Origin of the sequence: Enterococcus sp. DIV0187 (assembly GCF_051713785.1) — a bacterium.
Lineage (GTDB): Bacteria > Bacillota > Bacilli > Lactobacillales > Enterococcaceae > Enterococcus_A > Enterococcus_A avium.
On record NZ_JBIOQO010000001.1, the window covers coordinates 4,048,085 to 4,074,638 of the forward strand.

The window sequence follows — 26,554 nt, forward strand, 5'->3', positions numbered from 1 at the left end:
GAGTCAGCTGCTCTACCAACTGAGCTAACGGCCCAAACAAAGTACTTTCATATATTAGCACTGAGAAAAAAAGAATGCAAGGATAAACTAAAAAAATTTCATTAAAAATCTCTTCAATTACCTAGTTTTAGAAACTATATTGTATAATTTCCATAATTTTGATAAAATGACACTGAAAGGGGTGTAAAAATGGAAGAGACTAAGCTCAGATCCTGGGCAGAAGGACTAAAGGAATTACGATTGCCTCGTTGGGAAGAGCTACCCGAATTAGAATTATATATGGATCAAGTGATTACTCTAGTTGATCGGTATTTATCGCCGCTGATTGAAGATGAAAAACATCAACTTTTATCTAGTGCGATGGTCAACAATTACGTTAAGCATAAATTAGTACCACCACCAGTAAAAAAGAGATACAATCGGAATCATTTGGCATATCTGATCGCGATTACCTTATTAAAACAAGTTTTTGCAATCCCAGATATTAACGAGTTGATTCGTATGCAACTGGCAATTAACGAACCGAAGGATGCTTACAATAGTTTTTGTGAGGTACAAGAAGAAGCATTGAGGCAAGTTTCTAAAATCGTTTTAGGTGAGGACGTTCATTTGACTCGCAGGAGCGATGACTTTTATTATTTAGCGATGGAAAGCGCTGTTGCTTCATTCACACAAAAAATGTTAGCTGAAAAAATCATTCAATTGGATCAACAGAAAGAAGGCGAAAATGATGAATGAAAAAATTGCGATCCTAGTTGACTCTGGGACGGATGTTCCAAGAGAAGTTATAGATAATGGTCCTTTTTTTATGGTACCATTACGGATCATTTTTAGTGATCGAGAATACCGCGATGGGATTGATATCAGTTCTGATACTATTTTTCCATTGATCAAAAAAGAACTACCGACGACTTCTTTGCCTGATGGTGAATTGATTCATCAAGTATTTGATGATATCAAAGCACAAGGGTTCACACATGTAATCATCGTAACGATTTCCAGTGGCTTGAGTGGAACGTACAATGCATTGCGTGTGCTGGGCGAACATTATGAAGGCTTAGTCTTTCAATCAATTGATACGAAAAATGTTGGGATTGGTGCGGGGATTTTAGCAATCTATGCTGGTGACTTGGTTAAGCAAGGAAAATCTTTTACAGAGATTATCACAGAAGTTGAGAGCAAAATTCCAAAAACAAAAATTTTTTTCAATGTTGATACATTGGAATACTTGCAAAAAGGTGGAAGAATTGGCTTAGTTTCTTCTTTATTGGGCAGTGCCTTGAAATTGAAGCCGATCATTTCATGTAATTCAGATGGTATTTACTATACTGTTGCAAAAGTAAGAGGGTTGAATAAGAGTATCGACAAAACACTTCAATTGGTGAAAGAGCACATTGGAAATCACAAGCGGTTCAATTTAGCAGTCACACAAGCTGATGCATTGGAAACAGCAGAAAAAATTAAGCAACGATTACAAGAACTATTTCCTACAGCTGAGAATATTTATTTCGGTAAAGTCTCACCAGCATTGTCAGTCCATACAGGTCCTGGTTCGCTGGGTGTGGTATGCCAAGTATTGGACTAATATAAAGGCGTAAGTCTCTATTGGAGATTCTGGAATAAAAGATGGGCGTGTGCTCATCTTTTTTATTATGGCTTCAATAAATGAATATTTTATCTAGTTTTTCTTAAGTAATAGTTGTAAAAGATTCGTCGTCTGTTTGAAAAGATGAAACAGCTCTGAAATTATTGTATAATGGTATGGCGTACATACAATCTTACAAAGGTATGAGGTGACTCTTAGTGAAAAAAATTCTAGTAGTTGACGATGAAAAGCCGATTTCGGACATCGTGAAATTCAATTTAACCAAAGAAGGCTATGAAGTCTTTACCGCTTACGATGGTGAAGAAGCCTTGGAAAAAGTCGAAGAGGTCAATCCAGATTTGATTTTATTAGATTTGATGTTACCTAAAAAGGACGGTTTGGAAGTGGCTCGTGAAGTGCGCAAGACCCATGAAATGCCGATCATTATGGTTACGGCAAAGGATTCTGAAATCGACAAGGTTTTAGGGTTAGAATTAGGAGCGGACGATTATGTAACTAAACCGTTTTCTAATCGTGAATTAGTGGCTCGTGTAAAAGCAAATTTACGTCGGGGCGGACAAGCGCCAAAAGAAGAAGAGCAAACAACACAAAGTGATTTGACTATAGGTGATTTAACGATTCATCCAGATGCTTACATGGTAACTAAGCACGGAGATACGATTGAATTAACTCATCGTGAGTTTGAATTGCTGCATTACTTAGCAAAACATATTGGTCAAGTGATGACTCGGGAGCATTTATTGCAAACTGTTTGGGGTTACGATTACTTCGGGGATGTACGTACCGTGGATGTGACTGTGCGTCGTTTGCGAGAAAAAATCGAGGATAATCCAAGCCATCCAACCTATTTAGTAACAAGACGTGGCGTAGGTTATTATTTACGCAACCCTGAACAGGAGTAAGTATGGAAAAGAAAGTCCGTTTTTATCGATCAGTCAACTTTAAAATCGCCTTTTCATTTATTTTAATCTTACTGATATCCATCGAGATCATCGGAGCGTACTTTATTCGAGGGCTTGAAAAATCAACGATTGAGAATTTTACCAAAGAAATGAATCAACGAGTAGCATTGTTGAGTACAACACTTGGTTCGACGATGGCAGAGGATAGCGAGAACGAAGCTGATCAGCTGCAACGTCTCTTGGAAAACAACTCCGCTGCTGATATTAAGGAAATGTGGGTTGTAGATGATAAAGGAATCGTTCTAGCAACCAATGACGTAGGCCAAAAAGATTCTATCGTTGGGAAACGAAACGAATATAGTGATATTGATGACTTTTCAATGAAACAATACGTCACTTTGGATGACAATAATAAACGGGTATATATCAATGTTCAACCAATTCAGTCCCCGACCGGCGATTCGGCTGTGATCGGGGCTCTTTATGTTAAGAGCGATATCGAACAGAAATACTCGGAAATCGGTAATACTGCATTAATTTTCTTCACTGCTTCTTTGATTGCAGGGTTAATTTCAATCGTTGTGGCATTATTGGTGGCGCGTTCCATTACAAAGCCGATCAAGGAAATGCAAAAACAAGCAGTACGAATCGCACAAGGTGATTATTCAGAAAAGGTTGATGTTCAAGGACATGACGAATTAAGTCAATTAGCGGAAACCTTCAATAAACTATCTGATCGAATTGAAGATGCCCAAGATACGATGGAAGCAGAGCGAAATCGTTTAGACAGTGTTTTGACTCATATGACAGATGGGGTTATTGCTACGGATCGCCGTGGAAAAGTTATCACTATCAATGAGATGGCTCTGTCCTTGTTGAACACGACGAGTGAACAAGCCATCGGTCAATCAATTTTGACTTTGTTGGATTTAGAGGAAGAGTACACATTACGGAAATTATTAGAGACACCAGAAGAGATATTAATTGACCGTTCAAAATCTGACTCTGAGGAAGATCGCATGACGTTACGATCAGATTTTGCTATGATTCGTCGTGAATCTGGCTTTATCAGCGGTTTAGTTGTTGTCATCCATGATGTCACTGAACAAGAAAAAACGGCGGAAGAGCGACGTCAGTTCGTTTCGAATGTTTCTCATGAATTACGCACGCCCCTAACTAGTGTTCGCAGCTATTTAGAAGCATTAGAAGAAGGCGCATGGGAGGATAAGAGCGTAGCACCAGAATTTATCCATGTGACTTTGGGTGAAACTGACCGTATGATTCGTATGATCAATGATCTGTTAAATCTTTCTCGGATGGATTCTGGAGCACAGCAGATGGATCTTGAGTTGGTTAACTTCAATGAACTGGTGGATTATATTTTGGATCGCTTCGACATGATGGTCAACAACCAAGAGAAAAACTATCGAATTGTCCGTGAATTTACAGAGCGGGATTTGTGGGTTGAAATCGACACAGATAAGATTATGCAGGTAATCGACAATATCATGAATAATGCGATCAAGTATTCACCAGACGGCGGAAAAATCGAAGTTCATTTGATGGAGACGCACAACAATGTTGTTTTGAGTATTTCTGATGAAGGCTTGGGAATTCCTAAGAAAGATTTAGAAAAAGTATTTGAGCGTTTCTATCGTGTAGATAAGGCAAGAGCCCGTCAACAAGGGGGCACAGGGCTAGGTTTAGCTATCTCTAAAGAAGTTATGAAAGCCCACCAAGGTCAAATTTGGGTCGAAAGTGTTGAAGGGAAAGGTTCCACCTTCTACATTTCTTTACCTTATGAACCTTATGAGGAGGATATTTGGGAATGAAATTATCAGAAAAAATCATCCGCATCGCGCTTTTTATTCTGATCTTGCTCAGTCTCGTCTTGACTTATGCCATTTGGCTTAGTCCCACCTCAAAAACTGCCGATATCAATACAAGTAAGCAAGCAGTGAAAAATGATCAGAATTACGCGAAGGCAACAGATGCTTTTTTACCGATCCGTGGTATTTGGGATGTGAGCGAAGGTAAATTTCAAACAAGTAGCGAAAATTTATTAGCTACAACCCAAGCACGTTTAACAGAAAGTACTTATGGACAACTTCAAGAGGTCGCACAGGGTGAAGAAGAGATAAAGAATTACTACAGCTTAAATGATGGAATTGAGTTGAATTACGAAGGCGGCTTCTCTTTGACTGAATACGTAAAGGTTTTTGATATGCCGATTAATTTGAATTCAGTGAAGGAATCAGAAAAGCTGACGTTTTCAAAAATACAAGTAGATTTTTCTAAGAAAAAAATTCGTTTTTTAAATTACAGCAAAGACACAGTATATGAAGCGACGATTTCAGCAGATTTCACTGGTTTAGAAACGATTTATCAAAAGAATCAAGAGAAATATTTGCCAATGTCGGCTGAAAATCCTTTAGTTCCCCGTCTTTTGCGCACAAAAGATCGAGTTCGTTTAAAGAAATATAGTTATATTTTAACTACCCAATCTTATTCACTATTTCGTAATGCGTTCTTTCAAAACCCTGATCAAGCTAGAGGCGAGGAAGAAGAAAGTGGTATGCGTTCTTTTGTTAGTGGACATGAAGAACTAGTGATGGACGAACAAAAACGTTTGGTTACATTCAATGGTGAATTACCAAGTGATTTATCTAAAGAAAGCATATATAGTCAGAGCTTCAATTATGTTAGCCGTCTAGGAACTGCTGTGGGTAATCTGCGCTACTTTGATCATCATGAAGGACAGATTAATTTTCGGATCTTTGTTGAAGGCTATCCGATATTTAGCCCATCATCAAAAGGAAAAATGAGTGTGAAAATTGAAGATTCGACTACTGCATCGACACCGCAAATTAAAATTGAAACGAGTATGGATACTGTACAGGTACCAATTCCTTCAGATGAAGAAGTAGAACTACCCAGTACCTTAGAAGTTGAAAATAGTCTGGCCGCAGTTGGCTTTGATCTTGATAAAGTTCAAAGTTTTATTATCGGCTACACATGGCAAGATATTGATGGTGTGAATAAGTTGGTTGCTTTGACTCCGGAATGGTTTGTTAAATATGACAATAATTGGTATTCTGCTAATCAGCTGATGCAAGGAAACTTTGAAACGGAGGCGAGTTAATTGGATTTCAGAAAAATCGAATGGATCTTTTTTCTCGTCTTTGTTGGATTGAACATCTTTCTTTTCAGTATTTATTGGAATAATCAACATGAGCAAAGTCTTGTTACAAGTTCGAATCAGCGAGAGGATATTTTGCAACGTTTGGATAATGATGAAATCAAGATCAAGGAAGACGTATCTGATGAGCACCGTGAAGGATATTATCTAAGTGCTGAGCAAGATAATTTTGAAACATTATTAGGTGCTTCAGGAAATCAAACAATTGCGAGAAATTCAAATATCACAGACAGAGTATTAACGAGTTATCCAGGTGGAGAGAAAAAATTTGATTTGAAAAAAGCTACCAGCAGTTTTAATCGTCTCATGAAGGATGCGGATTTCATTATGGATGGACAAGAGTATACTTACTTGCCAGATATTTCTAAGAAAGACGATGAGTTAAGTAAAATTGTCGGAGCTCAATCCTATGAAGGAATTCCATTTGTGGATGAGACCTCTCGTGTGACACTGGACATCGAAAAAAACAATGATCAAGAACAAATCATCAAGTATACTCAGACTCGTCTAAAAGAAATTGAACCCTTACGTGAAAAAATGACACTTTATTCTGAAAAAGAGATTTTAAATACGCTGTATATCAATAACAGTATTCCAAGCGATTCGACGATTACCAATATTTATTTGGGGTATTTTAGAACACTTGAGGTGCGGGAAAAAAATGTCTATGTTCCAGTGTGGTTTGTTAAAATAAGCACTCCAGACAAGACAACGCAAATTGAAAAAGTCAATGCGTTAAATAATCAGGTGATTACGAATAATTTAGTTCCAAAGGTGGAAAATCCATAAAAAGGGTTGTATACTGAGGACAGTTTTAAAAAAGGGGACCAATTGCTCATGTTAGAAATGAATAATGCCTTCAATATCAGCATCTTAGCCAGCGGCAGTACTGGAAATTCTTTATACTTAGAAAGTCCGCAAAAAAGAATCTTGGTTGATGCTGGCTTAAGTGGGAAAAAAATCACTTCGCTATTGGCAGAGGTCGATCGAAAACCTGAGGATTTAGATGCGATTTTAGTCACTCATGAACACCGCGACCATATCCATGGCGTTGGAGTTTTAGCGAGAAAATATAAATTACCTGTTTATGCCAACGAAAAAACTTGGGAAGCGATGGCTCCTTTGATCGGGAAAGTTGATGTGGAACAGAAACATATCTTTGAGATGGGGAAAGTATTGACTTTGGGTGATTTAGACATCGAAAGTTTTGGCGTTTCACATGATGCTGCTGCTCCGCAGTTTTATCGTTTCTATAAGGATGGCCATTCTTTCGTGATGCTGACGGATACTGGATATGCTAGCGAGCATGTGAGAGGAACGATTCGAGATGCCGACGCATATTTAGTTGAGAGCAATCACGATTTGGAAATGTTGCGTATGGGAGCCTACCCATGGAGCTTAAAGCAACGTATTTTGGGTGATCGCGGACATTTGTCTAATGATGATGGAGCATTAGTTATGACCGACATTTTAGGCGACCGGACAAAGAGAATCTATTTAGGACATTTAAGTAAAGAGAATAATATGAAGGAATTGGCGCATATGACGATGGAAGAAACACTTACGCGTTATGATCTTGGTGTGAATCACCAGTTCCAAATTTTTGATACCGATCCAGATAGTGCAACCGAATTATATGCGATCTAAAAAGGCAAGCTTGCTTTTGCAGGCTTGCCTCAGACTGTAGACAAAAGCTGTTCCAAGCTCGTAACTCGAGCTTGGAACAGCTTTTTATCTACTTCGTTTCGAATTTTTGAACAAAAAAATAAAGGCTCCTTGCCTTTCCATAGCCAGGTGGCTAATTTCTTTAAATTCATTGCAGCAAACACTAGCATCGTATGCGTCGCGACTTTTTCCAAGCCTCGATACTTGGTCCAACGCATCCCATGCTTTTCTTTTGCATCCGCAAATATTCGTTCAATCGTTTGTTTCCGTTTTTTGTAAATTGATTTATTCAGATCCGTTAGGCGAAGATGTTCCACTTCATCCATCAGATCTCCCCAAACATGTCTCGTGATGACTCGTTGATGATTTTTACTTTTGGTACATTGGTTTAGCAGAGGACAGTTCACACATTCTTTTGGATTGGATTTGTATTCTCGGTACCCTTCTCGAGTAACCGTTGAAAAAGCGAGCATTTGATCTTGCGGACAAATATAACAATCAAAATACTCGTCGTAGAGAAACTCATTTTTTGATAATAGCCCCTTTTTCCCTTTGGGCCTTGAATAAGGCAAACAAGGTCGAAGGTTCAAATGAGTCAAAAAGTGAACAAACTTAGGTGTCTTATACCCAGCATCAGCGACAACACAATTGATTTCAGGAAAAAGTCTCTTCGATTGTTTGACGAGCTGAAAGGCGACTTGACTGTCATGAATATTTCCAGGAGTGATGATTGTGCTAAGAATAAATCCGTTGTCGTCGCATGAAGTATGGGCAGAATAAGCAAATTGTTTTTCTCGTTCGCCTTTGACGTAGTAGCCGCTTTCCGGATCAGCTTTACTTATTTTTCTTTCTTTCAGCTTCACTTCCTTTTCTAAGTCCAAAGTAAAAGGGCGTTTTCCAGCCTCTATTCGTTGACGATTGATCTCATCTTCTAATTCATCCTGATAGGCTTTCGCTTCATCATGGGTCATTTCTTTCGTAAACTTATGTTTATTGGCGTTAGCTTTGATGTGGGTAGAATCAAGATACAAATGATCCTCTGTTACAAAACCTGCTTTAACTGCTTGTTCTAAAATATAGGCAAAAATATCCTCAAACACCGTCGTTTCTCTAAATCGGCGGACATAATTCTTTCCAAAAGTTGAGAAATGGGGGATTTTCTCCTCGAAGGAATAGCCTAAAAACCAGCGGTAAGCGACATTGGTATCGACTTCCTTAATGGTTTGCCGCATGGAACGGATACCGAATAAATACTGAATAAACACCAATTTGATCAGAATCACTGGATCGATACTTGGGCGACCTAAATCGGAGTAAGTGGCTTCAACGATTGGATAAATAAATTCAAAATCAAGCGCAGCATCAATCTTTCGAACGAGATGATCTTGAGGAACCAAATCATCAATCGTGAGCATCGCAAATTGATTTCTACCGTTCGTATTGTTTTTAGACATCATAACTATCACTCCTTGCATTCGTTTTCATAAATCTATTATAAAAGAAAAGACTGTAGACATCATCCATAAAATGGACTTTGTCTACAGTCTGAGGCAAGCTTGCTTTTGCAGGCTTGCCTTTTTCTAACTGTAAACACTAAAATGCTGATTTAAGTGTCTCGGTACAATGACTTCATCGATCATTGCAATGGCATAGTCTGCCATACTGATCTCACTTTTACCAGCGGCATTTTTGCGTAAGTGATCATCACTAACTTGATAATGGCCCGTACGTAACCCGTCTGGGATAAAGTTTGCCGCTGGACTTAGGTAGGTCCAATTTAATTGTTGCGCGGCTTTCAAGTCTAAAAACGCTTGGTACATATTGTAGGCAGTTGGATAATAATTGGCGTTTGGATCAGAAAGTTCAATCATTCTATGCTTATCGTCAATAAACAGCGAAGAAGCTCCGCCAACTACAATCAAACGTGTATCAGTTCCTCGTAAAATAGTGATGAGATGTTTTAGGGATGTTTGGTGCAGTTGTTCTTTTCCGACTGGTGGACGAAACGCGTTGATTACAACATCAAAAAATTCCATATCATTTTTAGTAAGTTCAAATAAATCCTTCACTAAAATTGGTACCTCTACCTCTAATTTTTCTGGATGGCGTACGATTGCGGTTACAGCTAAATTACGATTCAACGCTTCTGCTAAAATCAGTGAACCGGCATGACCGGTAGCACCGATAATTGCTACTTTCATACAAAAACCTCCTTAGGCTACATTGTATCTTTAGTCTAAGGAGGTTTTTATAAAATAGCAAAAGATTCGATTGATATCACTTACGACTGCAATGCCAATTGTGTCAATATAACTAACAGATTCATACCTACATGAGTGATCATAGAAGTCCAGATGCGACCGCTATAACGATACATACCGCAAAACAAGAAACCTAGACCTGCATATAAAAGATAGTGGCCATCATTATGAGCAAAAGCGAATAGGGCAGAGCTTAGTAGTGCAGGTAAGAAAAAACCAAATCTTTTTTCTAACGAGCCGAAAATCGCGCGGCGAAATACAAATTCTTCCATAATTGGCCCAGCAATAGTGGTTGCTAAGATGAAAATCATATTGTTCATAATTAGTTGGACAATGTTTTGAGTATTCTGTGAAGCCACTGATTGCCCAAGAAAACGCTGCTCGATTTGCAAAATAAGCATTTGTAGCAATAAAGAAACAGGAATTCCAACTATCCCAATTAAAATGGTGATAAGAAGATTTTTTTGTCGCATTTCTAAGCCAAACGTTTTTGATTTGATACGATAAAAAATCATTAGGATAGCACCTAGAAAATAGGTTAGAGTCGTTAACTGAATAATCAGTGATGGTCCGGCTTTTAGAAGACTCTGAAAAAGAACTGGTGAAAAAAGCACTAATCCATAAGTGAAGATTGTAATAAAACTATATTTTTTTTCAGTCATTAGTATTCCTTTCTAAACATTTATCGTTCCCAAGTATACCATATATCATTAAAAACTTAGTGTAGAAAAAATCAAAAAAGCAGACGAAGGACTTGCAAAAAGAAACAAAAATGGTATTATAAGAATTGTGAGTTAGCACTCGGTAACCAAGAGTGCTAACAACTTAGAAAATCATTACTAGTTGGAGGGATTTATTGTGTTAAAACCATTAGGTGATCGTGTCATTCTTGAAGTTACTCAAGAAGAAGAAAAAACAGTTGGAGGCCTAGTCTTAGCTTCAGCGGCCAAAGAAAAACCGCAAACAGCTAAAGTTGTAGCTGTCGGTGAAGGCAATGTGCTGGAAAACGGTCAAAAAAGTCCAATGCCAGTAGCTGTTGGTGATATGGTAATGTTTGAAAAATACGCAGGTACAGAAGTGAAATATGAAGGCAACGAATACTTAATCATCGCTGCAAAAGATATTATGGCAATTGTAGAATAAAAAAAATAATGAGGTGAAAGAATCATGGCAAAAGATATTAAATTTTCTGAAGATGCTCGCGCAGCAATGCTACGTGGTGTAGACAAATTAGCAGATACAGTCAAAGTTACATTAGGACCAAAAGGACGCAATGTTGTTTTAGAAAAATCTTATGGTTCTCCGTTGATCACAAATGACGGTGTAACAATCGCAAAAGACATCGAGTTAGATGATCATTTCGAAAATATGGGTGCAAAATTAGTTTCAGAAGTTGCTTCAAAAACAAATGATATCGCTGGTGATGGTACAACGACCGCTACCGTTCTTACACAAGCAATCGTTCGTGAAGGCTTGAAGAACGTAACTGCTGGGGCAAACCCAATGGGTATCCGCCGCGGAATCGAATTAGCTACAAAAGCAGCAGTTGAGGAATTGCATAGCATTTCTAAAGTTGTTGATTCGAAAGATGCTATTGCACAAGTTGCGGCTGTTTCTTCTGGCAGTGAAGAAGTCGGTAAGTTAATTGCTGAAGCAATGGAAAAAGTTGGTAACGATGGAGTTATCACAATAGAAGAATCTAAAGGGATCGATACTGAACTAGACGTAGTTGAAGGAATGCAATTTGATCGTGGTTACCTATCACAATACATGGTTACTGATAACGATAAAATGGAAGCTGCTTTAGAAAACCCATATATCTTGATCACAGATAAGAAAATCTCGAATATTCAAGATATTTTGCCATTGTTAGAACAAGTATTGCAACAATCTCGTTCACTATTGATTATCGCTGATGACGTGGATGGCGAAGCATTACCAACATTGGTATTGAATAAAATTCGTGGAACATTTAATGTTGTAGCAGTGAAAGCTCCTGGTTTTGGTGATCGTCGTAAAGCTATGCTTGAAGATATCGCAATCTTAACTGGCGCTACTGTAATTACAGAAGATCTTGGATTAGACCTTAAGGAAGCAACAATTGAAAACTTAGGTACTGCTGGTAAAGTTGTTGTAGACAAAGATAATACTACAATCGTTGAAGGTTCTGGCGATAAAGCTGCATTGAATGATCGTGTTGAAATGATCAAACGCCAAATTGGTGAAACAACTTCTGATTTTGATCGTGAAAAACTTCAAGAACGCTTGGCTAAACTTGCTGGCGGTGTTGCGGTCGTTAAAGTTGGTGCGGCTACAGAAACAGAATTAAAAGAACTAAAACTTCGTATTGAAGATGCCTTAAACTCAACACGTGCTGCTGTTGAAGAAGGAATCGTATCTGGTGGTGGAACTGCCTTAGTTAATGTTATTAAAAAAGTATCTGAATTAGAGGCTGAAGGCGATGCTGCAACTGGTATAAAAATTGTAGTACGCGCACTAGAAGAACCAGTTCGTCAAATTGCTGAAAATGCTGGCTTTGAAGGTTCAGTTGTAATCGATAAATTGAAAAATGCTGATCAAGGAACTGGTTTCAATGCAGCATCAGGTGAATATGTCAATATGATCGATGCTGGGATTGTTGACCCAACAAAAGTTACTCGTTCAGCCTTGCAAAATGCTGCATCAGTATCTGCGTTGCTATTAACAACTGAAGCAGTTGTTGCTGACAAACCTGTTGAAGGTGGAGCTGCTGCTGCACCAGCAATGGACCCATCAATGATGGGCGGTATGATGTAATTAGTTCATCATAAGGCGTAAAGTCATCGGAAAATTTCCGGTGGCTTTTTTTTCTAAATGGACTGATGAATTCTATAAATTTTTTAGAATTCTATACCTTTAAAAAACAAATTAAGCAGAATAGATTTTTTGATTACAAGTGATTATAAGGCGATTTTATCAATCTATTTCTTTTTTATAAGATTTTTTTTATTCATTAAAAAACGTTTGCTTCATATGGTAAAATGGTCATTGTAAAGAAAATAAATCAGTCTTATAGAATAAAAATATGTAGGGATAGGAGAATGTTGAATGAAATTAATCGAAACACCGTTGAATAGTAATGTTAACTTAGAAACACTGTATCCTAATCTAACCAAATATTTTTTTGATAAACGCCCAGCTGTAAAGCTGCTTAAATTATTTGCATATGATCGGACGAAGATCATTTACGCCGACCGCTTTGATACAATTGATTTATTGTTGCTGAATCGCAAGCGCAAAATCAGTCATCAAGAAGTAGATACAATTATTCATCGATTGTTAAAAGTGGATCGTGAAGATGTTACCGTAGATGTTGGCTACAAAAAACAAATTATCGAAGCGGGTCTTAGACCTAAAGAGTCCTATAAAGATATCATTGCGGTGGAGTATAAAATTCCAAAAGAATAATCTTGAATCGAGAAAGGCTTAAGGCCTTTTTCTTTTTTTCCTTTTCCAACCAGCAATAAATAGATATAGAGTAGTCATTTTAAATAGATTTTTTTATGTTGAAGAGCTAACACTGTTGCCTCGGAATTCTTGTGCTATAATAAGTGAAATAGTTTATTTTACTAAAAACAAATGAGGAGCATGACTATGAAAAAGTTGTACGAAGATGACAGTTTGACACTTCATACGGACCTTTATCAGATCAATATGATGAAAACTTACTGGGAGACAGGACGAGCAGATCTTCATTCCGTATTCGAGTGCTATTTTCGCAGTATGCCATTTGATAATGGTTATGTCATCTTTGCCGGTCTTGAACGACTTGTAAAGTATTTGGAAGAATTAACTTTCAGTGAAAGCGATTTGGCCTATTTATCAGAGGTAGAACATTATCCGGCCGATTTTATTGATTATTTGCGTGACTTTAAGTTTACTTGCACTGTTCGTTCTGCAGTGGAAGGTGAATTGGTCTTCAGCAATGAACCGATTATTCAGGTGGAAGGGCCATTACTCCAATGTCAATTGGTTGAAACGGCACTTTTGAACATTGTGAATTTCCAAACGCTGATCGCTACGAAAGCTGCTCGAATCAAATCAGTAATCGGTGACGATCCTTTATTAGAGTTTGGTACACGCCGAGCTCAGGAATTAGACGCTGCACTTTGGGGAACCCGGGCTGCCTATATTGGTGGAGCCGATGCTACAAGTAATGTACGAGCAGGAAAGATTTTTGGAATTCCTGATAGCGGTACCCATGCCCATTCATTGATCCAATCCTATGGCAATGATTACGATGGTTTTAGAGCTTATGCTGAGACTCATCGAGACTGTGTTTTTTTAGTAGATACCTATGATACGATCAAATCAGGTGTACCAAGTGCAATCAAAGTTGCTCGAGAAATGGGTGATAAAATCAATTTCTTGGGTGTAAGGATTGATAGCGGTGATATGGCTTATATTTCCAAACGAGTCCGCCAACAATTAGATGAAGCGGGTTTCCCTGACGCGAAGATCTATGCATCTAACGATCTAGATGAAAGTACGATTTTGAACTTAAAGATGCAACATGCGAAGATCGATGTTTGGGGAGTTGGTACAAAACTAATTACGGCTTATGATCAGCCAGCGCTTGGAGCCGTTTTCAAGTTGGTTTCAATCGAAAATGAGCAAGGGGAGATGGTGGATACCATTAAACTCTCTAGTAATGCAGAGAAAGTTACGACTCCCGGTAAAAAACAAGTTTGGCGGATCACACGTAAATCTGATGGCAAATCAGAAGGCGATTATGTCACATTATGGGATGAGGATCCACGAGAAGAGAAAGAAATTTATATGTTCCATCCAGTTTATCCATATATCAATAAAACGGTGAAAAATTTTGAGGCTCGTCCAGTCTTAAGAGACATCTATGTAGATGGCAAGCTTGTTTATGATTTGCCAGATTTAGAAGAAGTTAAGCAGACTGCTAAAGCCAGCTTAGATTCACTGTGGGAAGAGTACAAACGTGATCTAAATCCACAAAAATATCCAGTTGATCTTTCTACGAAGTGTTGGAACCATAAAAACAAAATTATGGACCAAGTGCGTAGATCTGTGGTAAAAACAGAGCAAGAAGATTAAAGGAGTGAAGCTTATGATGAAGCTGCAAGAAGAAATCATTAAGGAATTAGGGACGAAACCTACCATTGATCCCAAAGAAGAAATTCGTAAAAGTATTGAGTTTTTAAAGGCTTATCTAAGAAAATATCCGTTTCTAAAGACATTTGTTTTAGGAATCAGCGGAGGGCAAGATTCATCCTTGGCTGGTCGGCTTGCTCAGCTTACGATGGAAGAGATGCGGCAAGAGACAGATGATGATACGTATAAATTTATCGCTGTACGATTGCCTTATGGTTCTCAGGCTGATGAAGCGGATGCTAAGCGAGCATTAGATTTTATCAATCCAGATGTTAGCTTAAGCGTGAACATCAAGGAAGCTGTCGACGCGGAGGTTGCCGCATTAGAAGAAGCTGGTGTTGCAATCAGTGATTTTAACAAAGGAAATATCAAAGCACGTCAACGAATGATCACTCAATATGGAATTGCTGGCGGCAATCAAGGAGCTGTTATCGGAACAGATCATGCGGCTGAAAATATCACAGGTTTCTTTACTAAGTTTGGCGATGGTGGCGCGGATATTTTACCACTGTTCCGCTTAAATAAACGTCAAGGTAAAATGCTGTTGAAAGAATTAGGAGCGGAAGAAGCTTTGTATTTGAAGGTTCCGACGGCTGATTTAGAAGATGGGAAGCCGTTAATCTCTGATGAGGTAGCATTGGGAGTAACCTATGATGATATCGATGACTACTTAGAAGGTAAGTCAATTGACGAAACGGCGCAAGCAACGATTGAAAATTGGTGGAATAAAACGCAGCATAAACGCCATTTACCAATCACGATCTTCGATGATTTTTGGAAATAGTAAATTTAATCGTAGTCTAGCGGAGCTTCAACTCTGCTAGACTTTTTTGTTTTACCCAACGATTTTAGTGTAAACTTATCGTTCTTTACTTTCTTCTAATTTCTCGCTAAACTATTTAGGATGCCTTGCTAATTCAAAAGCTTATATAGACTGGCTGAAAGATATGTGCGAAGGGCATTGGAAGGATATTTCGTATTTTAAAGATAAAAGAATTAATACGATTTAGAAATCCATAGATAGGAGAGACACATGCACAAATTTCGAAAAATTCCTTGGCAACAGCTGTTAAAAATTATTGGTGTGATAGGATTAATTGTTAGTTCAAATCTTTTTTTTCAACTAACACAAAATGAGTTTTCCTTTGAATTAATGTTCAAATTTGCTTTTTCTTGGCACACTGAAAAATTCCTTTTAGGGTGCTTTGTACTGCTTATTTTTTATGGGTGGGTCAGCAGTCTTTTAGGCTCACTGAAATCGGGTAGTGTATTTTATCTTTTAACGGTGATTGGTGTAGGAATTGCGAATTATTTGAAGATGAACTATCGGATGGAGCCGATCTATCCAAATGATTTGAAAATGATTACTGAATTCGGAATGATCTACGACATGATTGGTCTTCCATTATTTCTTCTGTTTTTACTGATGTTGGCGTTAGGAATTATTTTAGTTCTCTTTAGTTTGAAGAAAAGCTGGAAGTTAGAGAAAAAACAACAACGGATGCGTTTTGTATTTTTCATTTTAACTAGCAGTTTGTTGCTGTATATCGGTGGATTCAACCAGCAAGGGAATCTATTGCGCAAGGCTTATAATAAAACGGCTTTATGGATTCCCTATAGTCAAAAAATGAATTATTACAACACTGGGTTTATGGGTGGCTTTTTGTATAATTTACCGGTGGAGGCGATGGAAAAGCCAGCGGATTATTCTCAAGTGAATGTAGAGAGAATTACTAAGAAATATCAAAAAAAAGCAAAAACAACTTCAGAGGAAAAACCGAATATTATTTATGTTATGAGTGAAAGTTTTTCTGATCCAAGTCGTTTGAATGGCTTAGAAATTTTAGGTGGGGATCCACTGCAAGATTATCGTACAATCGCCGATCAAACCTATAGTGGTCAGATGCTATCGCAAAATTATGGCGGTGGGACGGCGAATATCGAATTTGAAGCCTTGACGGGTTTTTCCATGGAGCTATTCAATGCACAGATGACTACGCCTTATACAATGCTGATGTCGGATTTTGATTCATTTCCTTCGTTGGTCGGAACATTGAAGGAACGCGGGTACGAAACGACGGCAATCCATCCTTACAATACTTCAATGTACAAGAGAAAAGATGTCTATGAAACATTTGGGTTTGATCAATTCTTGGACGAAAAAACAATGAAGCATACGGATAAACTTGAAAATAATCCGTATATTTCAGATGCAGCGGCCTATCAAGAAATCTTTGATCAATTAGATAAAAATAAAAAGCCGCAATTTTTGCATTTAGTGACAATGCAAACGCATATGCCGTACGAAAATAAATACTCGAACATTCCTTACTTAGTCAAAGGGGACGATAGCTTATCTGTTCGGGCTTATTTGCAAGATATTGCATACAGTAGTCAAGCGTTGAAGGATTTTCTGCAAAAATTAGACGATCTACCGGAACGAACCTTGGTTGTTTTTTGGGGAGATCATTTGCCAGGAATTTATTCAGAGAATATTCAAAAGGAGAATCAAGGACATTTACTACATGAAACAGAGTTTCTGATGTATGATAATCGCCATCAACTCAGCAATCAACAAGTGACAACAAGTCCCTTTTATTTTGCTGCAGATCTTTTTCAGCAAGGCGGTCTTCAAATGACTGGGTTTCAAAATTTGTTAGTGGCGTTACAAAAAGAGTTCCCCGCTTTTGAAAAAGGAATGTATTATCAAAGCGGGCAATGGTTCAAAGAAGCTCGGCTCAATCAAAAGCAAGAAAAAATTTATCAAGAATATCAAATGATCCAATACGACATTACAGCTGGTCATCAGTATAGCTTGAAAGAAAATTTTTTTGAATAAACACGAGATTAAAGGAGCAAATATGGGGTTTAAAAAGAAAGACAATCAGAATTATTACAATCCACTGCGTCGGGCAATCTTAACTCATCAAATGATTGAGCCTGGTGATAAAGTGGCGATTGGAATGAGCGGGGGAAAGGACAGTACGACGTTGCTCTATTTATTAGATCAGATTCGGCGTCAACGGCGTTTAGGTTTTGACTTTGAAATTGTACCGATTACTCTTGATATGGGATTTGAAGGCTGTGACATTACTCCGATGAAAAAATTTGTTGAAAACTTAGGCTATCAATTAGAGGTAGTTCCGACAAATATCGCGAAAGTCGTTTTTGATATACGTGAAGAAAAGTCGCCCTGCTCTTTATGTGCGAAGCTTCGCCGTGGAATCCTGTATAATCGCGCAAGTGAGCTGGGGTGTCAAAAAGTCGCTCTAGGTCACCACGTAGATGATGCGATTGAAACCTACTTTATGAACTTTTTGTTTCACGGACGTTTAAACAGTTTTGAACCAAAAAGCTATTTATCAAAAACGAAGGTGACATTAGTACGCCCAATGATCTATTTAGAGGAGAAACAAATTATCCGTCTTGTGAAACGTGAAGAACTCCCTGTAATTTTTAATCCTTGCCCTGTGGATAAAAAAACAAAAAGGGAAGAAATCAAGAACTTGGTGACGCAGCTTGCTAAAAACTATCCAGATATCCGAGAAAAGTTTATAATGGGCATGGAACAAGGAACAGCTGAAGATTTTTGGACAGAAGTCTCTGCTGGAAACTCTTACAATTCATTAATTAAAAAGTAGTAATTGTATTCCAGCCTTTTCTCATGCTATAATTCATTTTGTATTCATGAGGGAGTAACTAGCAGCGCAAGCTGTGGCAACGCCACCAGCAAGAAAAGCAATTTTCTGGTGTTGTCTTAAATAGTGAGACTTATGTATGTGTCTTTCGCATACACAAGTCTATTTTTTTATTCCTAAAAGGAACATCATTTTAAGGATGTCAGTTCAACTTTGCCAGTTTTTCTATACGCTTTGTCAGTTCAACTTCCTGTTTTAGCAGAATAGTAGAATGATATGTCTTCGAAGGTCCAGATAAGTTCTTTTAAGAATTTATCACCATAAATTAAGAGCAGACTAGCGTAATTAGAAGAATGGTATACGACATTCGAAACGAATAAGGAGGATAATAATGTCAGAGGAGAAAAAACAACAACTGCTAAAGCCTTTTTATACTGAGGAAACAGAACAGGTCTTAGCAGAAGTTCAAACGACGGAAGAAGGATTAACAACCGCTGAAGCAGAAAAACGCTTAAGTGAGTTCGGTTTGAACGAATTAGAAGAGGGCGAAAAGAAAAGTATGTTCGCTCGTTTTATCGAACAGTTCAAAGATTTAATGATCATTGTCTTATTGTTCGCGGCAATTATATCTGCGGTCGTCTCTCATGAAGTAGTGGATTCGATCATTATCTTAGCTGTTGTTATCATTAATGCTGTGATGGGTGTGGTACAAGAATCAAAGGCCGAAGAAGCAATCGAAGCTTTGCGGGAAATGTCTACACCAAATGCGAATGTTTTACGTGATGGTCATATCAGTTCAGTAAAATCAACGGATCTTGTGCCTGGTGATATCGTGATGCTAGAAGCCGGAGATGTCGTTCCTGCAGATTTACGTTTGATTGAAGTTGCTTCATTGAAGATTGAAGAAGCAGCACTGACGGGTGAATCCGTACCGGTAGAAAAAGAACTGATTGTGATTGAGGACGGAGAAGTTGGTATTGGCGATCGTGTCAATATGGCCTATTCAAATAGTAATGTGACCTATGGTCGAGGTAAAGGTGTCGTTGTTAACACAGGAATGAATACCGAAGTTGGTAAAATTGCTGGTATGTTGGCGCAGGCAGATGAGACAGAAACGCCACTTAAAACGAATTTGAACCAATTGAGTAAATTCTTGACCTTTGCAATTATTATTATCGCTATCGTGATGTTCTTTGTTGGGATTTTCTTCAACGATACATCTTGGGTTGATATGCTGTTGACTTCGATCTCGTTGGCGGTTGCAGCAATTCCAGAAGGGCTACCAGCGATTGTAACAATTATCTTGGCTCTTGGAACGCAAGTAATGGCAAAACGAAATTCTGTAATTCGTAAACTGCCAGCCGTTGAAACATTGGGTTCAACTGATATTATTGCTTCAGACAAAACTGGGACATTAACCTTGAATCAGATGACGGTTGAAAAATTATACGTAGACAATCAACAATATGATGCAAATGGTGAAGTACCAGTAGATAGTATGGCGATGAAAGTCATGAACTATGCGAATGACACGAAGTTTACCCAAGAAGGTGGCTTAATTGGAGATCCAACCGAGACAGCTTTGGTACAATTTGGACTAAATAATGCTTTTGATGTTCGTGAAAAAGTAGCTGAAGAACCACGTGTCGGCGAATTGCCTTTCGATTCTGATCGTAAATTAATGAGTACGCTACACGAAGAAGGAACCGGTAAAATTTTGGTTGCTGTCAAAGGTGCTCCCGATGTGCTACTTGGTCGTACGTCGCGAATCCTATTGAATGGTCAAGTTGTACCAATGACTGACAAAGAGAAACAAGATATTTTAGCTAATAATAAAGACATGGCACAACAAGCGTTACGTGTTCTAGGCATGGCTTATAAATATGTCGATGTTGTTCCGGTTGAATTAGAATCTGAAGTAGTGGAAAATGATTTAATCTTCGCTGGTTTAGTCGGTATGATTGACCCAGAACGTGCTGAAGCAGCTGAAGCTGTACGAGTTGCGAAAGAAGCTGGCGTTCGTCCAATCATGATTACGGGCGACCACAAAGATACCGCCGAAGCAATCGCTGCTCGTTTAGGAATCATCGAAAAAGGTGATGATGCATCTGTTCTAACTGGTGCGCAATTAAACGAAATGTCTGATGAAGAATTTGCTCAGAAAGTTGAACATTATTCTGTCTATGCTCGAGTTTCTCCAGAACATAAAGTTCGGATCGTGAAGGCTTGGCAAAAAGAAGGTAAAGTAGTGGCTATGACTGGGGATGGTGTAAACGATGCGCCAGCCTTGAAGCAAGCGGATATTGGTATTGGTATGGGAATCACGGGTACAGAGGTTTCTAAAGGCGCTTCTGATATGGTTCTTGCTGATGATAACTTCGCGACGATCGTTGTTGCAGTTGAAGAAGGTCGTAAAGTCTTCTCAAACATTCAAAAAGCAGTCCAATATTTATTAGCAGCCAACTTGGGTGAAGTATTGACATTGTTTATTGCAACTTTACTTGGTTGGGATACCTTATTACCTATTCATTTATTGTGGATTAACTTAGTTACGGATACCTTCCCAGCGATTGCATTAGGGATGGAACCTGCTGAAAAAGATTTGATGAAGCATAATCCTCGTGGGCGCAGTTCAAACCTGTTTTCTGGGGGCGTTTTATCAAGTATTATCTATCAAGGGATATTAGAAGCAGGTACGGTACTATTTGTTTACTGGTCCGCAATTCAGTGGCCAGTTCATACAACGTATGCAGAAATCCATTCTGATGCTTTGACAATGGCATTTGCAACATTAGGCTTGATGCAGCTATTCCATGCCTTCAACGTAAAATCTGTTCATCAGTCATTGTTCCAGGTCGGACCATTCCGCAACAAGAGCTTTAACTGGGCAATCTTGTTATCCTTTGTTTTAATGATGATCATTATTGTTGTACCAGGTTTGAATGATATTTTCCGGGTAGCACATCTTGATCTTTATCAATGGGGGATTGTAATTGGGGCATCCTTTGCGATTATTCCAATTGTTGAAATTGTTAAAGCCTTCCAACGAAGTGCACAAAAAAAATAGTTTAAATAAAAACTCGCATGAAGGCATTAATGTTGCTTCATGCGAGTTTTCTATTTGATCAAAGAATACATCTGCATATCTAGTAATACACCATTTTTTATTGCATTTTTTCTCAAGGTACCTTCCAATTGAAACCCATTTTTCTCCAACAAATGACAAGATGCATGATTAGTTGAAAAAGGTTCCGCAAAAATTCGAATGATATCAGTATCGCCAAAAAGGTGGTCTGTGAGTTGTTTGATTGCTTTTGTACCGATTCCTTGGCCCCAATACTCCTCAGCAATATAATAGCCCATCTCAGCAGTTAGACGATGGATATTCTCGCAGCGAAAAGCTCCGATACTTCCAATTGCTTCATCTTTTTCATTCACGATTGCAAAGGCAAAGGTTTTGTTCGGATCAGCTTCCAGCATGCTTTGAATAAAATCTGCGGCGTCTTGCTCAGTATAAGGATAAGGCAGCCCGTCTCGCAGATTTGCTTGAATTTTTTTATTGTTTAGCGCATTCGCTAAATTTTTAGCATCCTGATTGCGCCATTTCCTTATGATCCTGTGCATAGTTGTTTTCCCCCTATAAAATGTATTTCTTTTAAGGTATCATCAAATAAATAATAAATGAAGCAATTTTTAATATTTTCTGAGCTGCTTTGCATATTGTGCGAAAATCGGTAAAATGAAAGTATAAAAAAAAGAAAGTAGGAATAAATGAATGCGACCTAATACAGGGTTTTATGCTAGAGAAATCAACGAAATCGTTCAAAATACGGAAAAAATGGGTGAACGCTTGCACCCAAGCTATGAAGAGATTCGTACTGCTTTAGACGAAAAGAAAATGGCTGATTTTGACCAAGAACGTTTATCAGAAATCCATGAACTTTTTAAAGAGGGAACACAGTTTTATCAATTGAATTTAGAAAAAATCGGTATGTTAAAGGCGCCAGCAAAAGTAATGGGAAACCATAAAAGCTTTGAAAAGGCGTATATTCAATATGTAGCTGGCTGTCAAGAAATGACGGATAGTTTGTTACCGGAAGTAAATGAAGAAGCCTTCAATGCAGCTGAAAAAAAACAGGATGCTGCAACGGATACAATCTACAAAACGATTCAAAAAATAACTAATCTGTTATTGAAATAGTAAACAAGTGGAATATCAAAAAGAACAAAGGTTTTCTAATTTTTTTATAACGTTATTTTAAATACAGATGAAGAAGGATCGAGTATTATTAGTTCATAACCAATAACAACCTTTTCTTTTTCATTGCATTTAGGTAATACTCCTTTAGCACCGATTTGCCGATCGGTGCTTCTTTTTTTGAATTTTTACTTTAGTAGCGTAGCAAAATAAAAATGAATACGAAACTATTTTAAAATTTTATGCTAGAAGAAATCTTTCTATAATTATGAATTACGTTTCTATCGCTGATTAATAAAATATCAAAAGAGCTGGCTACCGAGTATAATACTCAGTAGTCAGCTCTCATTTTGTTTAATTTTCGATATTTCGTACGTAATTTTCGAAATAATCATTCAAATCATTTTTAATTTTTTGATATTCTTCTTCGCTATATTCTTTTTCTTCTAAACGTCCTTTAAAATTTGGTAAATCCAAATCTTTTTTCAATCGTTCAATAACTTCCTCTTTATTCATAAGTACTACCTCCATAGTAGAGTCTTGCTGTCTACTAATCAAAGTAGACACAAACAGCTTCTGGTGCAAAGACATCCTTTTGAATCATACTTAGAAGACCAGTCTCGCTATCACGGCGATAAAGGGTTAAGTTGTCACTATTTTGGTTTGCCGCGACTACATATGCATTATCAGGACTCAATGCAAAGTCTCTTGGGAAATCTCCCTCGGTTGAAATGGTTTGAATCGAATCAATGCTTAAGCCATCTTCAGCGATTGCGAAAACAGCAATTGAGTTGTGTCCGCGATTTGACGCATACAGATAACGCCCATCATTTGATACACGAATCGCTGCACCGCCATTTTCACCATCAAAATCCTTTGGTAAAGTAGAGACTTTCTGTGTTTGAGTGAAGCTGCCATCTGCTTCGTCATACGTTAGAACGGTAACGCTGCTGTCCAGCTCGCCAAATAGATACGCAATCATTTTATTAGGATGAAAAACCAAATGACGAGGACCGGTACCCGGTTCTGCAACATAGACTGCTACTTCTTCGACCTCACCAGCTTCTGAAACATCATAGGTGTAGACGCGATCGGTGCCAAGATCACATACAACGAGGCGTTGATCAGGTGCAAGATCAGTATAGTGAGTATGAGCGTGATCTTGATTTTTATGTGGGCCTGTTGGTTCTTTATGAAAAAGGGCAGCTGCGGATTCAAGAGAACCATCCGGCAGAATTTTATAGGTATTCAGCTCCCCTTTATGATAGTTGGCGCCGTAAACAAGTTGACGTGCTTCATCGACAGCTACGTAACATGGTGAAGCGCCTTCTTCTGTCACCGCATTCAAAAATTTGTTTTGTGGATCGTAACTGGACATCCCGCCGTGACCATCTCTACTTGTGACTGAGTAAAGAAAGCCCTCTTTGCTTTTTGCGAAGTAGGTAGGGCTGGTTTCTTCTGTTACTAATTGTAAATTGTTTAACGTTTCAGTCGCTGTATCTAATTCGATCTGATAAATACCTTGACTGATGCGTCGTGTGTACGTACCTAAAATTATTTTGTGGATCATTAAAAAACCTCCTTCAATGTATCTACATTTTAACAAGTTTATTCTCACTTGGATAGCGCTAACTTTGTGATATAATTGAAAAATAAATGTGAAAAGAGCGTGACCTATGACTGAAACAGAAATTACTCAAATTGGAAAAAATGCGATTAACGATGAAAATATCTTGGTACTTTTTGGTGAAAGTGTTACACCAGACTTATTAGATGTTTCGATTGTTCAAAAACCTATTAACGATGAACCAATTATATTAGAAAAAGGTGGACAATTGATCTTTGGGGATCAGGCTTATCAGGTAATTGGGGTAGGACCTTTAGCTAATCAAAATTTAAATGAAATTGGACATGCGACAGTTTTCTTTCAGAAAGAAGCTGGAGTGATTCCAAATGCGATCTATGTTGTTCCAGAAAAGCTTCCAGACTTGGAAGTAGGGATGAAAATTACCTTTCAGTAGGGGTGTGAGTGAGTGGATAAAAAGAAATTAACGCAAAAAACCTCTTGGTTTTGGAAATGGTTTTTAAACAGCCAGGTAGTTGTAGCATTGATCATTGTATTACTGCTGCTGTTGATCGCGTTGGTCTTTACAAAAGTATCCTATTTGTTTGAGCCGGTGGGACAATTCTTTGCGATCGTCGGCCTTCCAATGGTAATCGCAGGTATTCTCTATTATTTGATGAATCCTGTGGTCAATTTTCTGGAACGTAAAGGACTGAAGCGGACTTTTGCGATTGTACTGCTTTTCATCGCGGTAGTTGCCTTACTTATTTGGGGAATTGTAGTGATTATTCCGCAGATTAGAGAGCAGATCGGTTCAATGATGAAAAGTCTACCTAGCTACTTTGACACAATAAGTGATAAATTAAATGATATTTTTAAGGACCCTGCCTTCAAGCCGTTTCAACAACACATTGATAATAGTCTGCAGAAAATCTTAGAGTCATTAACGGATACTGCGCAAAAGATTTCACGAGTTACACTGCAAGGATTAGGAAGTGTTGTTTCTACGCTAGCTACAGTGGTGATCGCGTTGATTACAGCGCCGATCATTTTATTCTTTTTGCTAAAGGATGGCGATCAATTAGCGCCTTACATTCTTAAGCTTTTGCCGACAAAAGCACGAAAGCCGACACTTAAGGTCATGACTGAAATGAACTCGCAGTTAGCTTCATATATTCGTGGGCAGTTAACGGTGGCTTTTACTGTAGCCGTTATGTTTATTATTGGCTTTTCTTTAGTAGGAATGAATTATGCGATTACTTTAGGTATTTTAGCTGGATTTTTAAATTTGATTCCTTATTTAGGCTCCTTCTTAGCAATGGTGCCAGTGGTCTTCATTGCCATTGTCACTGGGCCAATCATGCTTGTAAAAGTCATTATCGTTTTTGCGATCGAACAAACGATTGAAGGGCGTATTGTCTCACCTTTAGTATTGGGGAATCAATTGGAAATCCATCCTGTCACAATCATGTTTGTACTGTTGACGGCTGGGAAAATTTTTGGAATCGTTGGAGTTATATTAGGAATTCCATTTTATGCGGTGGCGAAAGTTATCGCAATCCATGTATTTGAGTGGTACAAAGGGGTATCGAACTTGTACGAAGACGAAACAAAAGAAAAAATGCCTGTCGACGAATAATCGACAGGCATTTTTTTAAAATTGTGCAGCCAATGATTTGGCTTTTTCTTTTGCCGCAGCCATAATCTCAGGTGCTCTTGCTGGATCATAATCCGCACCTTCAATGTAAATAGAATCAAAATCAGTGATACCAATAAAATTCAAAATTCCCTTAACATATTGTGCTGAGAAATCTTGACCGTTATATGTACCGCCACTTGATTGGATGTGAAGAGCTTTTTTATCTGTAATCAATCCAGTTGGACCTTCTGCTGTATATCTGAAGGTTTTACCTGCGACGTTGATTGTGTCGAACCAAGCTTTTAACTTCGTTGGAATATTCAAATTCCATAAAGCATTGGCGATGACGATTTTTTCACTAGCTAAAAATTGATCAGTAAATTCATTGAAAACGCGCACCTTTTCTTGCTGAACACTACTCAATTCTGTAAAATCAGTTCCCTTTTGTAACGATTTCCAAGCTAATAGTAAGTCGCCATCAATCTCAGGGAGATCTGTATAATACAAATCTAACATGGTGAATACATCTTCTGGATGACTGGCTTGATGTGCTTCAATAAAAGTATCCAGAATAGTGACAGTTTGTGAGTCTTCTGCGGATAACGGGTGAGCATTCACTACTAGAACATTTGCCAAAACTAACACTCCTTAAATTTAATTACAAACGAATCGTACACAAAATATCCAAAGCAGACAATTTATCTGCTTGGAAGCTTTAG

25 protein-coding genes are annotated in these 26,554 nt (G+C 38.1%); 18 read left to right on the forward strand and 7 right to left on the reverse strand.

Features of this window, described 5'->3' with window-relative positions; translation table 11 throughout:
• The first annotated feature begins 189 nt into the window (after positions 1 to 189).
• The 7 genes from IGI52_RS19645 to IGI52_RS19675 all read left to right on the forward strand — a co-directional run bounded on the left by IGI52_RS19645 (position 190) and on the right by IGI52_RS19675 (position 7,354).
• On the forward strand, positions 190 to 738 hold the full coding sequence (locus IGI52_RS19645) for a DUF1836 domain-containing protein (RefSeq protein ID WP_127978657.1): 549 nt from the start codon (positions 190 to 192) through the stop codon (positions 736 to 738).
• Positions 728 to 1,585, forward strand: coding sequence for a DegV family protein (locus tag IGI52_RS19650; RefSeq protein ID WP_161169075.1), 858 nt, complete (start codon positions 728 to 730; stop codon positions 1,583 to 1,585). The genes IGI52_RS19645 and IGI52_RS19650 overlap by 11 nt, the downstream gene beginning before the upstream one ends.
• A 218-nt stretch (positions 1,586 to 1,803) precedes the next feature.
• Positions 1,804 to 2,508 (forward strand): response regulator YycF, encoded by a 705-nt coding sequence (gene yycF / locus IGI52_RS19655; protein WP_010740621.1) that lies wholly within the window; start codon positions 1,804 to 1,806, stop codon positions 2,506 to 2,508.
• A gap of 2 nt (positions 2,509 to 2,510) precedes the next feature.
• On the forward strand, positions 2,511 to 4,340 hold the full coding sequence (gene walK / locus IGI52_RS19660; protein ID WP_016180436.1) for a cell wall metabolism sensor histidine kinase WalK: 1,830 nt from the start codon (positions 2,511 to 2,513) through the stop codon (positions 4,338 to 4,340).
• Entirely contained in the window at positions 4,337 to 5,650 is a 1,314-nt protein-coding gene (locus IGI52_RS19665; RefSeq protein ID WP_127978661.1) for a YycH family regulatory protein, read from the forward strand. The genes walK and IGI52_RS19665 overlap by 4 nt, the downstream gene beginning before the upstream one ends.
• Positions 5,651 to 6,496, forward strand: coding sequence for a two-component system regulatory protein YycI (locus IGI52_RS19670; RefSeq protein ID WP_016180438.1), 846 nt, complete (start codon positions 5,651 to 5,653; stop codon positions 6,494 to 6,496).
• A gap of 48 nt (positions 6,497 to 6,544) precedes the next feature.
• Positions 6,545 to 7,354 carry an MBL fold metallo-hydrolase gene (locus IGI52_RS19675; protein ID WP_102872468.1) on the forward strand — a complete coding sequence of 270 codons (810 nt, stop codon included), beginning with the start codon at positions 6,545 to 6,547 and terminating at the stop codon, positions 7,352 to 7,354.
• A 29-nt stretch (positions 7,355 to 7,383) separates the two neighbouring features.
• On the opposite strand, the gene IGI52_RS19680 is transcribed toward IGI52_RS19675, so the two are convergent.
• The 3 genes from IGI52_RS19680 to IGI52_RS19690 form a co-directional block, all read right to left on the reverse strand.
• Positions 7,384 to 8,829, reverse strand: a complete 1,446-nt coding sequence (locus IGI52_RS19680; protein WP_438780458.1) for an IS1182-like element ISEfa7 family transposase — start codon at positions 8,827 to 8,829, stop codon at positions 7,384 to 7,386.
• A gap of 123 nt (positions 8,830 to 8,952) precedes the next feature.
• On the reverse strand, positions 8,953 to 9,573 hold the full coding sequence (locus IGI52_RS19685) for an NAD(P)-dependent oxidoreductase (protein WP_438782181.1): 621 nt from the start codon (positions 9,571 to 9,573) through the stop codon (positions 8,953 to 8,955).
• A gap of 80 nt (positions 9,574 to 9,653) precedes the next feature.
• Positions 9,654 to 10,295, reverse strand: coding sequence for a CPBP family intramembrane glutamic endopeptidase (locus tag IGI52_RS19690; RefSeq protein ID WP_102872470.1), 642 nt, complete (start codon positions 10,293 to 10,295; stop codon positions 9,654 to 9,656).
• A gap of 196 nt (positions 10,296 to 10,491) precedes the next feature.
• Here IGI52_RS19690 and groES point away from each other — a divergent pair, with 196 nt between their 5' ends.
• The 8 genes from groES (at position 10,492) to IGI52_RS19730 (ending at position 21,501) form a co-directional block, all read left to right on the forward strand.
• Entirely contained in the window at positions 10,492 to 10,776 is a 285-nt protein-coding gene (gene groES / locus IGI52_RS19695; RefSeq protein WP_016180442.1) for a co-chaperone GroES, read from the forward strand.
• Between the two features lie 24 nt (positions 10,777 to 10,800).
• Positions 10,801 to 12,429: a chaperonin GroEL gene (gene groL, locus IGI52_RS19700; protein ID WP_016180443.1), complete on the forward strand. Its 1,629-nt coding sequence runs from the start codon at positions 10,801 to 10,803 to the stop codon at positions 12,427 to 12,429.
• Between the two features lie 291 nt (positions 12,430 to 12,720).
• Entirely contained in the window at positions 12,721 to 13,080 is a 360-nt protein-coding gene (locus tag IGI52_RS19705) for a DUF1827 family protein (protein ID WP_016180444.1), read from the forward strand.
• Positions 13,081 to 13,266: 186 nt separating this feature from the next.
• Positions 13,267 to 14,739: a nicotinate phosphoribosyltransferase gene (locus IGI52_RS19710; RefSeq protein WP_127978664.1), complete on the forward strand. Its 1,473-nt coding sequence runs from the start codon at positions 13,267 to 13,269 to the stop codon at positions 14,737 to 14,739.
• Positions 14,740 to 14,755: 16 nt separating this feature from the next.
• Positions 14,756 to 15,580: an ammonia-dependent NAD(+) synthetase gene (gene nadE, locus IGI52_RS19715; RefSeq protein ID WP_102872758.1), complete on the forward strand. Its 825-nt coding sequence runs from the start codon at positions 14,756 to 14,758 to the stop codon at positions 15,578 to 15,580.
• 249 nt (positions 15,581 to 15,829) lie between these two features.
• Positions 15,830 to 17,635, forward strand: coding sequence for an LTA synthase family protein (locus IGI52_RS19720; RefSeq protein WP_438782182.1), 1,806 nt, complete (start codon positions 15,830 to 15,832; stop codon positions 17,633 to 17,635).
• A gap of 22 nt (positions 17,636 to 17,657) precedes the next feature.
• Positions 17,658 to 18,437 carry a tRNA 2-thiocytidine biosynthesis TtcA family protein gene (locus IGI52_RS19725; RefSeq protein ID WP_161169071.1) on the forward strand — a complete coding sequence of 260 codons (780 nt, stop codon included), beginning with the start codon at positions 17,658 to 17,660 and terminating at the stop codon, positions 18,435 to 18,437.
• A 388-nt stretch (positions 18,438 to 18,825) separates the two neighbouring features.
• Positions 18,826 to 21,501, forward strand: a complete 2,676-nt coding sequence (locus IGI52_RS19730; protein WP_438782183.1) for a cation-translocating P-type ATPase — start codon at positions 18,826 to 18,828, stop codon at positions 21,499 to 21,501.
• Positions 21,502 to 21,551: 50 nt separating this feature from the next.
• Here IGI52_RS19730 and IGI52_RS19735 read toward each other — a convergent pair whose 3' ends face one another.
• Positions 21,552 to 22,058: a GNAT family N-acetyltransferase gene (locus IGI52_RS19735; protein WP_438782184.1), complete on the reverse strand. Its 507-nt coding sequence runs from the start codon at positions 22,056 to 22,058 to the stop codon at positions 21,552 to 21,554.
• A 151-nt stretch (positions 22,059 to 22,209) separates the two neighbouring features.
• Here IGI52_RS19735 and IGI52_RS19740 point away from each other — a divergent pair, with 151 nt between their 5' ends.
• Positions 22,210 to 22,635, forward strand: a complete 426-nt coding sequence (locus IGI52_RS19740; RefSeq protein ID WP_016180452.1) for a hypothetical protein — start codon at positions 22,210 to 22,212, stop codon at positions 22,633 to 22,635.
• 351 nt (positions 22,636 to 22,986) lie between these two features.
• Here the strand turns inward: IGI52_RS19740 and IGI52_RS19745 are convergent, their stop codons facing one another.
• A complete protein-coding gene (locus tag IGI52_RS19745) occupies positions 22,987 to 23,148 on the reverse strand; it encodes a hypothetical protein (protein ID WP_164872420.1) in 162 nt (53 codons plus the stop codon).
• Positions 23,149 to 23,182: 34 nt separating this feature from the next.
• Entirely contained in the window at positions 23,183 to 24,202 is a 1,020-nt protein-coding gene (locus IGI52_RS19750) for a lactonase family protein (protein WP_438782185.1), read from the reverse strand.
• A 106-nt stretch (positions 24,203 to 24,308) separates the two neighbouring features.
• Here IGI52_RS19750 and IGI52_RS19755 point away from each other — a divergent pair, with 106 nt between their 5' ends.
• Positions 24,309 to 24,653: a PTS glucitol/sorbitol transporter subunit IIA gene (locus tag IGI52_RS19755; RefSeq protein ID WP_127978669.1), complete on the forward strand. Its 345-nt coding sequence runs from the start codon at positions 24,309 to 24,311 to the stop codon at positions 24,651 to 24,653.
• A gap of 12 nt (positions 24,654 to 24,665) precedes the next feature.
• Positions 24,666 to 25,835: an AI-2E family transporter gene (locus tag IGI52_RS19760; protein WP_102872477.1), complete on the forward strand. Its 1,170-nt coding sequence runs from the start codon at positions 24,666 to 24,668 to the stop codon at positions 25,833 to 25,835.
• A gap of 15 nt (positions 25,836 to 25,850) precedes the next feature.
• On the opposite strand, the gene IGI52_RS19765 is transcribed toward IGI52_RS19760, so the two are convergent.
• On the reverse strand, positions 25,851 to 26,471 hold the full coding sequence (locus tag IGI52_RS19765) for an FMN-dependent NADH-azoreductase (RefSeq protein ID WP_016180457.1): 621 nt from the start codon (positions 26,469 to 26,471) through the stop codon (positions 25,851 to 25,853).
• Positions 26,472 to 26,554: the final 83 nt, after the last annotated feature.

Bases quoted from the DNA above. Each gene is read 5' to 3' on its own strand.
- IGI52_RS19645 (WP_127978657.1), top strand. From the start codon at position 190: ATGGAAGAGACTAAGCTCAGATCCTGGGCAGAAGGACTAAAGGAATTA.
- IGI52_RS19650 (WP_161169075.1), top strand. From the start codon at position 728: ATGATGAATGAAAAAATTGCGATCCTAGTTGACTCTGGGACGGATGTT.
- walK (WP_016180436.1), top strand. From the start codon at position 2,511: ATGGAAAAGAAAGTCCGTTTTTATCGATCAGTCAACTTTAAAATCGCC.
- IGI52_RS19665 (WP_127978661.1), top strand. From the start codon at position 4,337: ATGAAATTATCAGAAAAAATCATCCGCATCGCGCTTTTTATTCTGATC.
- IGI52_RS19675 (WP_102872468.1), top strand. From the start codon at position 6,545: ATGTTAGAAATGAATAATGCCTTCAATATCAGCATCTTAGCCAGCGGC.
- IGI52_RS19680 (WP_438780458.1), bottom strand. From the start codon at position 8,829: ATGATGTCTAAAAACAATACGAACGGTAGAAATCAATTTGCGATGCTC.
- IGI52_RS19685 (WP_438782181.1), bottom strand. From the start codon at position 9,573: ATGAAAGTAGCAATTATCGGTGCTACCGGTCATGCCGGTTCACTGATT.
- IGI52_RS19690 (WP_102872470.1), bottom strand. From the start codon at position 10,295: ATGACTGAAAAAAAATATAGTTTTATTACAATCTTCACTTATGGATTA.
- groL (WP_016180443.1), top strand. From the start codon at position 10,801: ATGGCAAAAGATATTAAATTTTCTGAAGATGCTCGCGCAGCAATGCTA.
- IGI52_RS19705 (WP_016180444.1), top strand. From the start codon at position 12,721: ATGAAATTAATCGAAACACCGTTGAATAGTAATGTTAACTTAGAAACA.
- IGI52_RS19710 (WP_127978664.1), top strand. From the start codon at position 13,267: ATGAAAAAGTTGTACGAAGATGACAGTTTGACACTTCATACGGACCTT.
- nadE (WP_102872758.1), top strand. From the start codon at position 14,756: ATGAAGCTGCAAGAAGAAATCATTAAGGAATTAGGGACGAAACCTACC.
- IGI52_RS19720 (WP_438782182.1), top strand. From the start codon at position 15,830: ATGCACAAATTTCGAAAAATTCCTTGGCAACAGCTGTTAAAAATTATT.
- IGI52_RS19725 (WP_161169071.1), top strand. From the start codon at position 17,658: ATGGGGTTTAAAAAGAAAGACAATCAGAATTATTACAATCCACTGCGT.
- IGI52_RS19730 (WP_438782183.1), top strand. From the start codon at position 18,826: ATGTCAGAGGAGAAAAAACAACAACTGCTAAAGCCTTTTTATACTGAG.
- IGI52_RS19735 (WP_438782184.1), bottom strand. From the start codon at position 22,058: ATGCACAGGATCATAAGGAAATGGCGCAATCAGGATGCTAAAAATTTA.
- IGI52_RS19740 (WP_016180452.1), top strand. From the start codon at position 22,210: ATGCGACCTAATACAGGGTTTTATGCTAGAGAAATCAACGAAATCGTT.
- IGI52_RS19745 (WP_164872420.1), bottom strand. From the start codon at position 23,148: ATGAATAAAGAGGAAGTTATTGAACGATTGAAAAAAGATTTGGATTTA.
- IGI52_RS19750 (WP_438782185.1), bottom strand. From the start codon at position 24,202: ATGATCCACAAAATAATTTTAGGTACGTACACACGACGCATCAGTCAA.
- IGI52_RS19755 (WP_127978669.1), top strand. From the start codon at position 24,309: ATGACTGAAACAGAAATTACTCAAATTGGAAAAAATGCGATTAACGAT.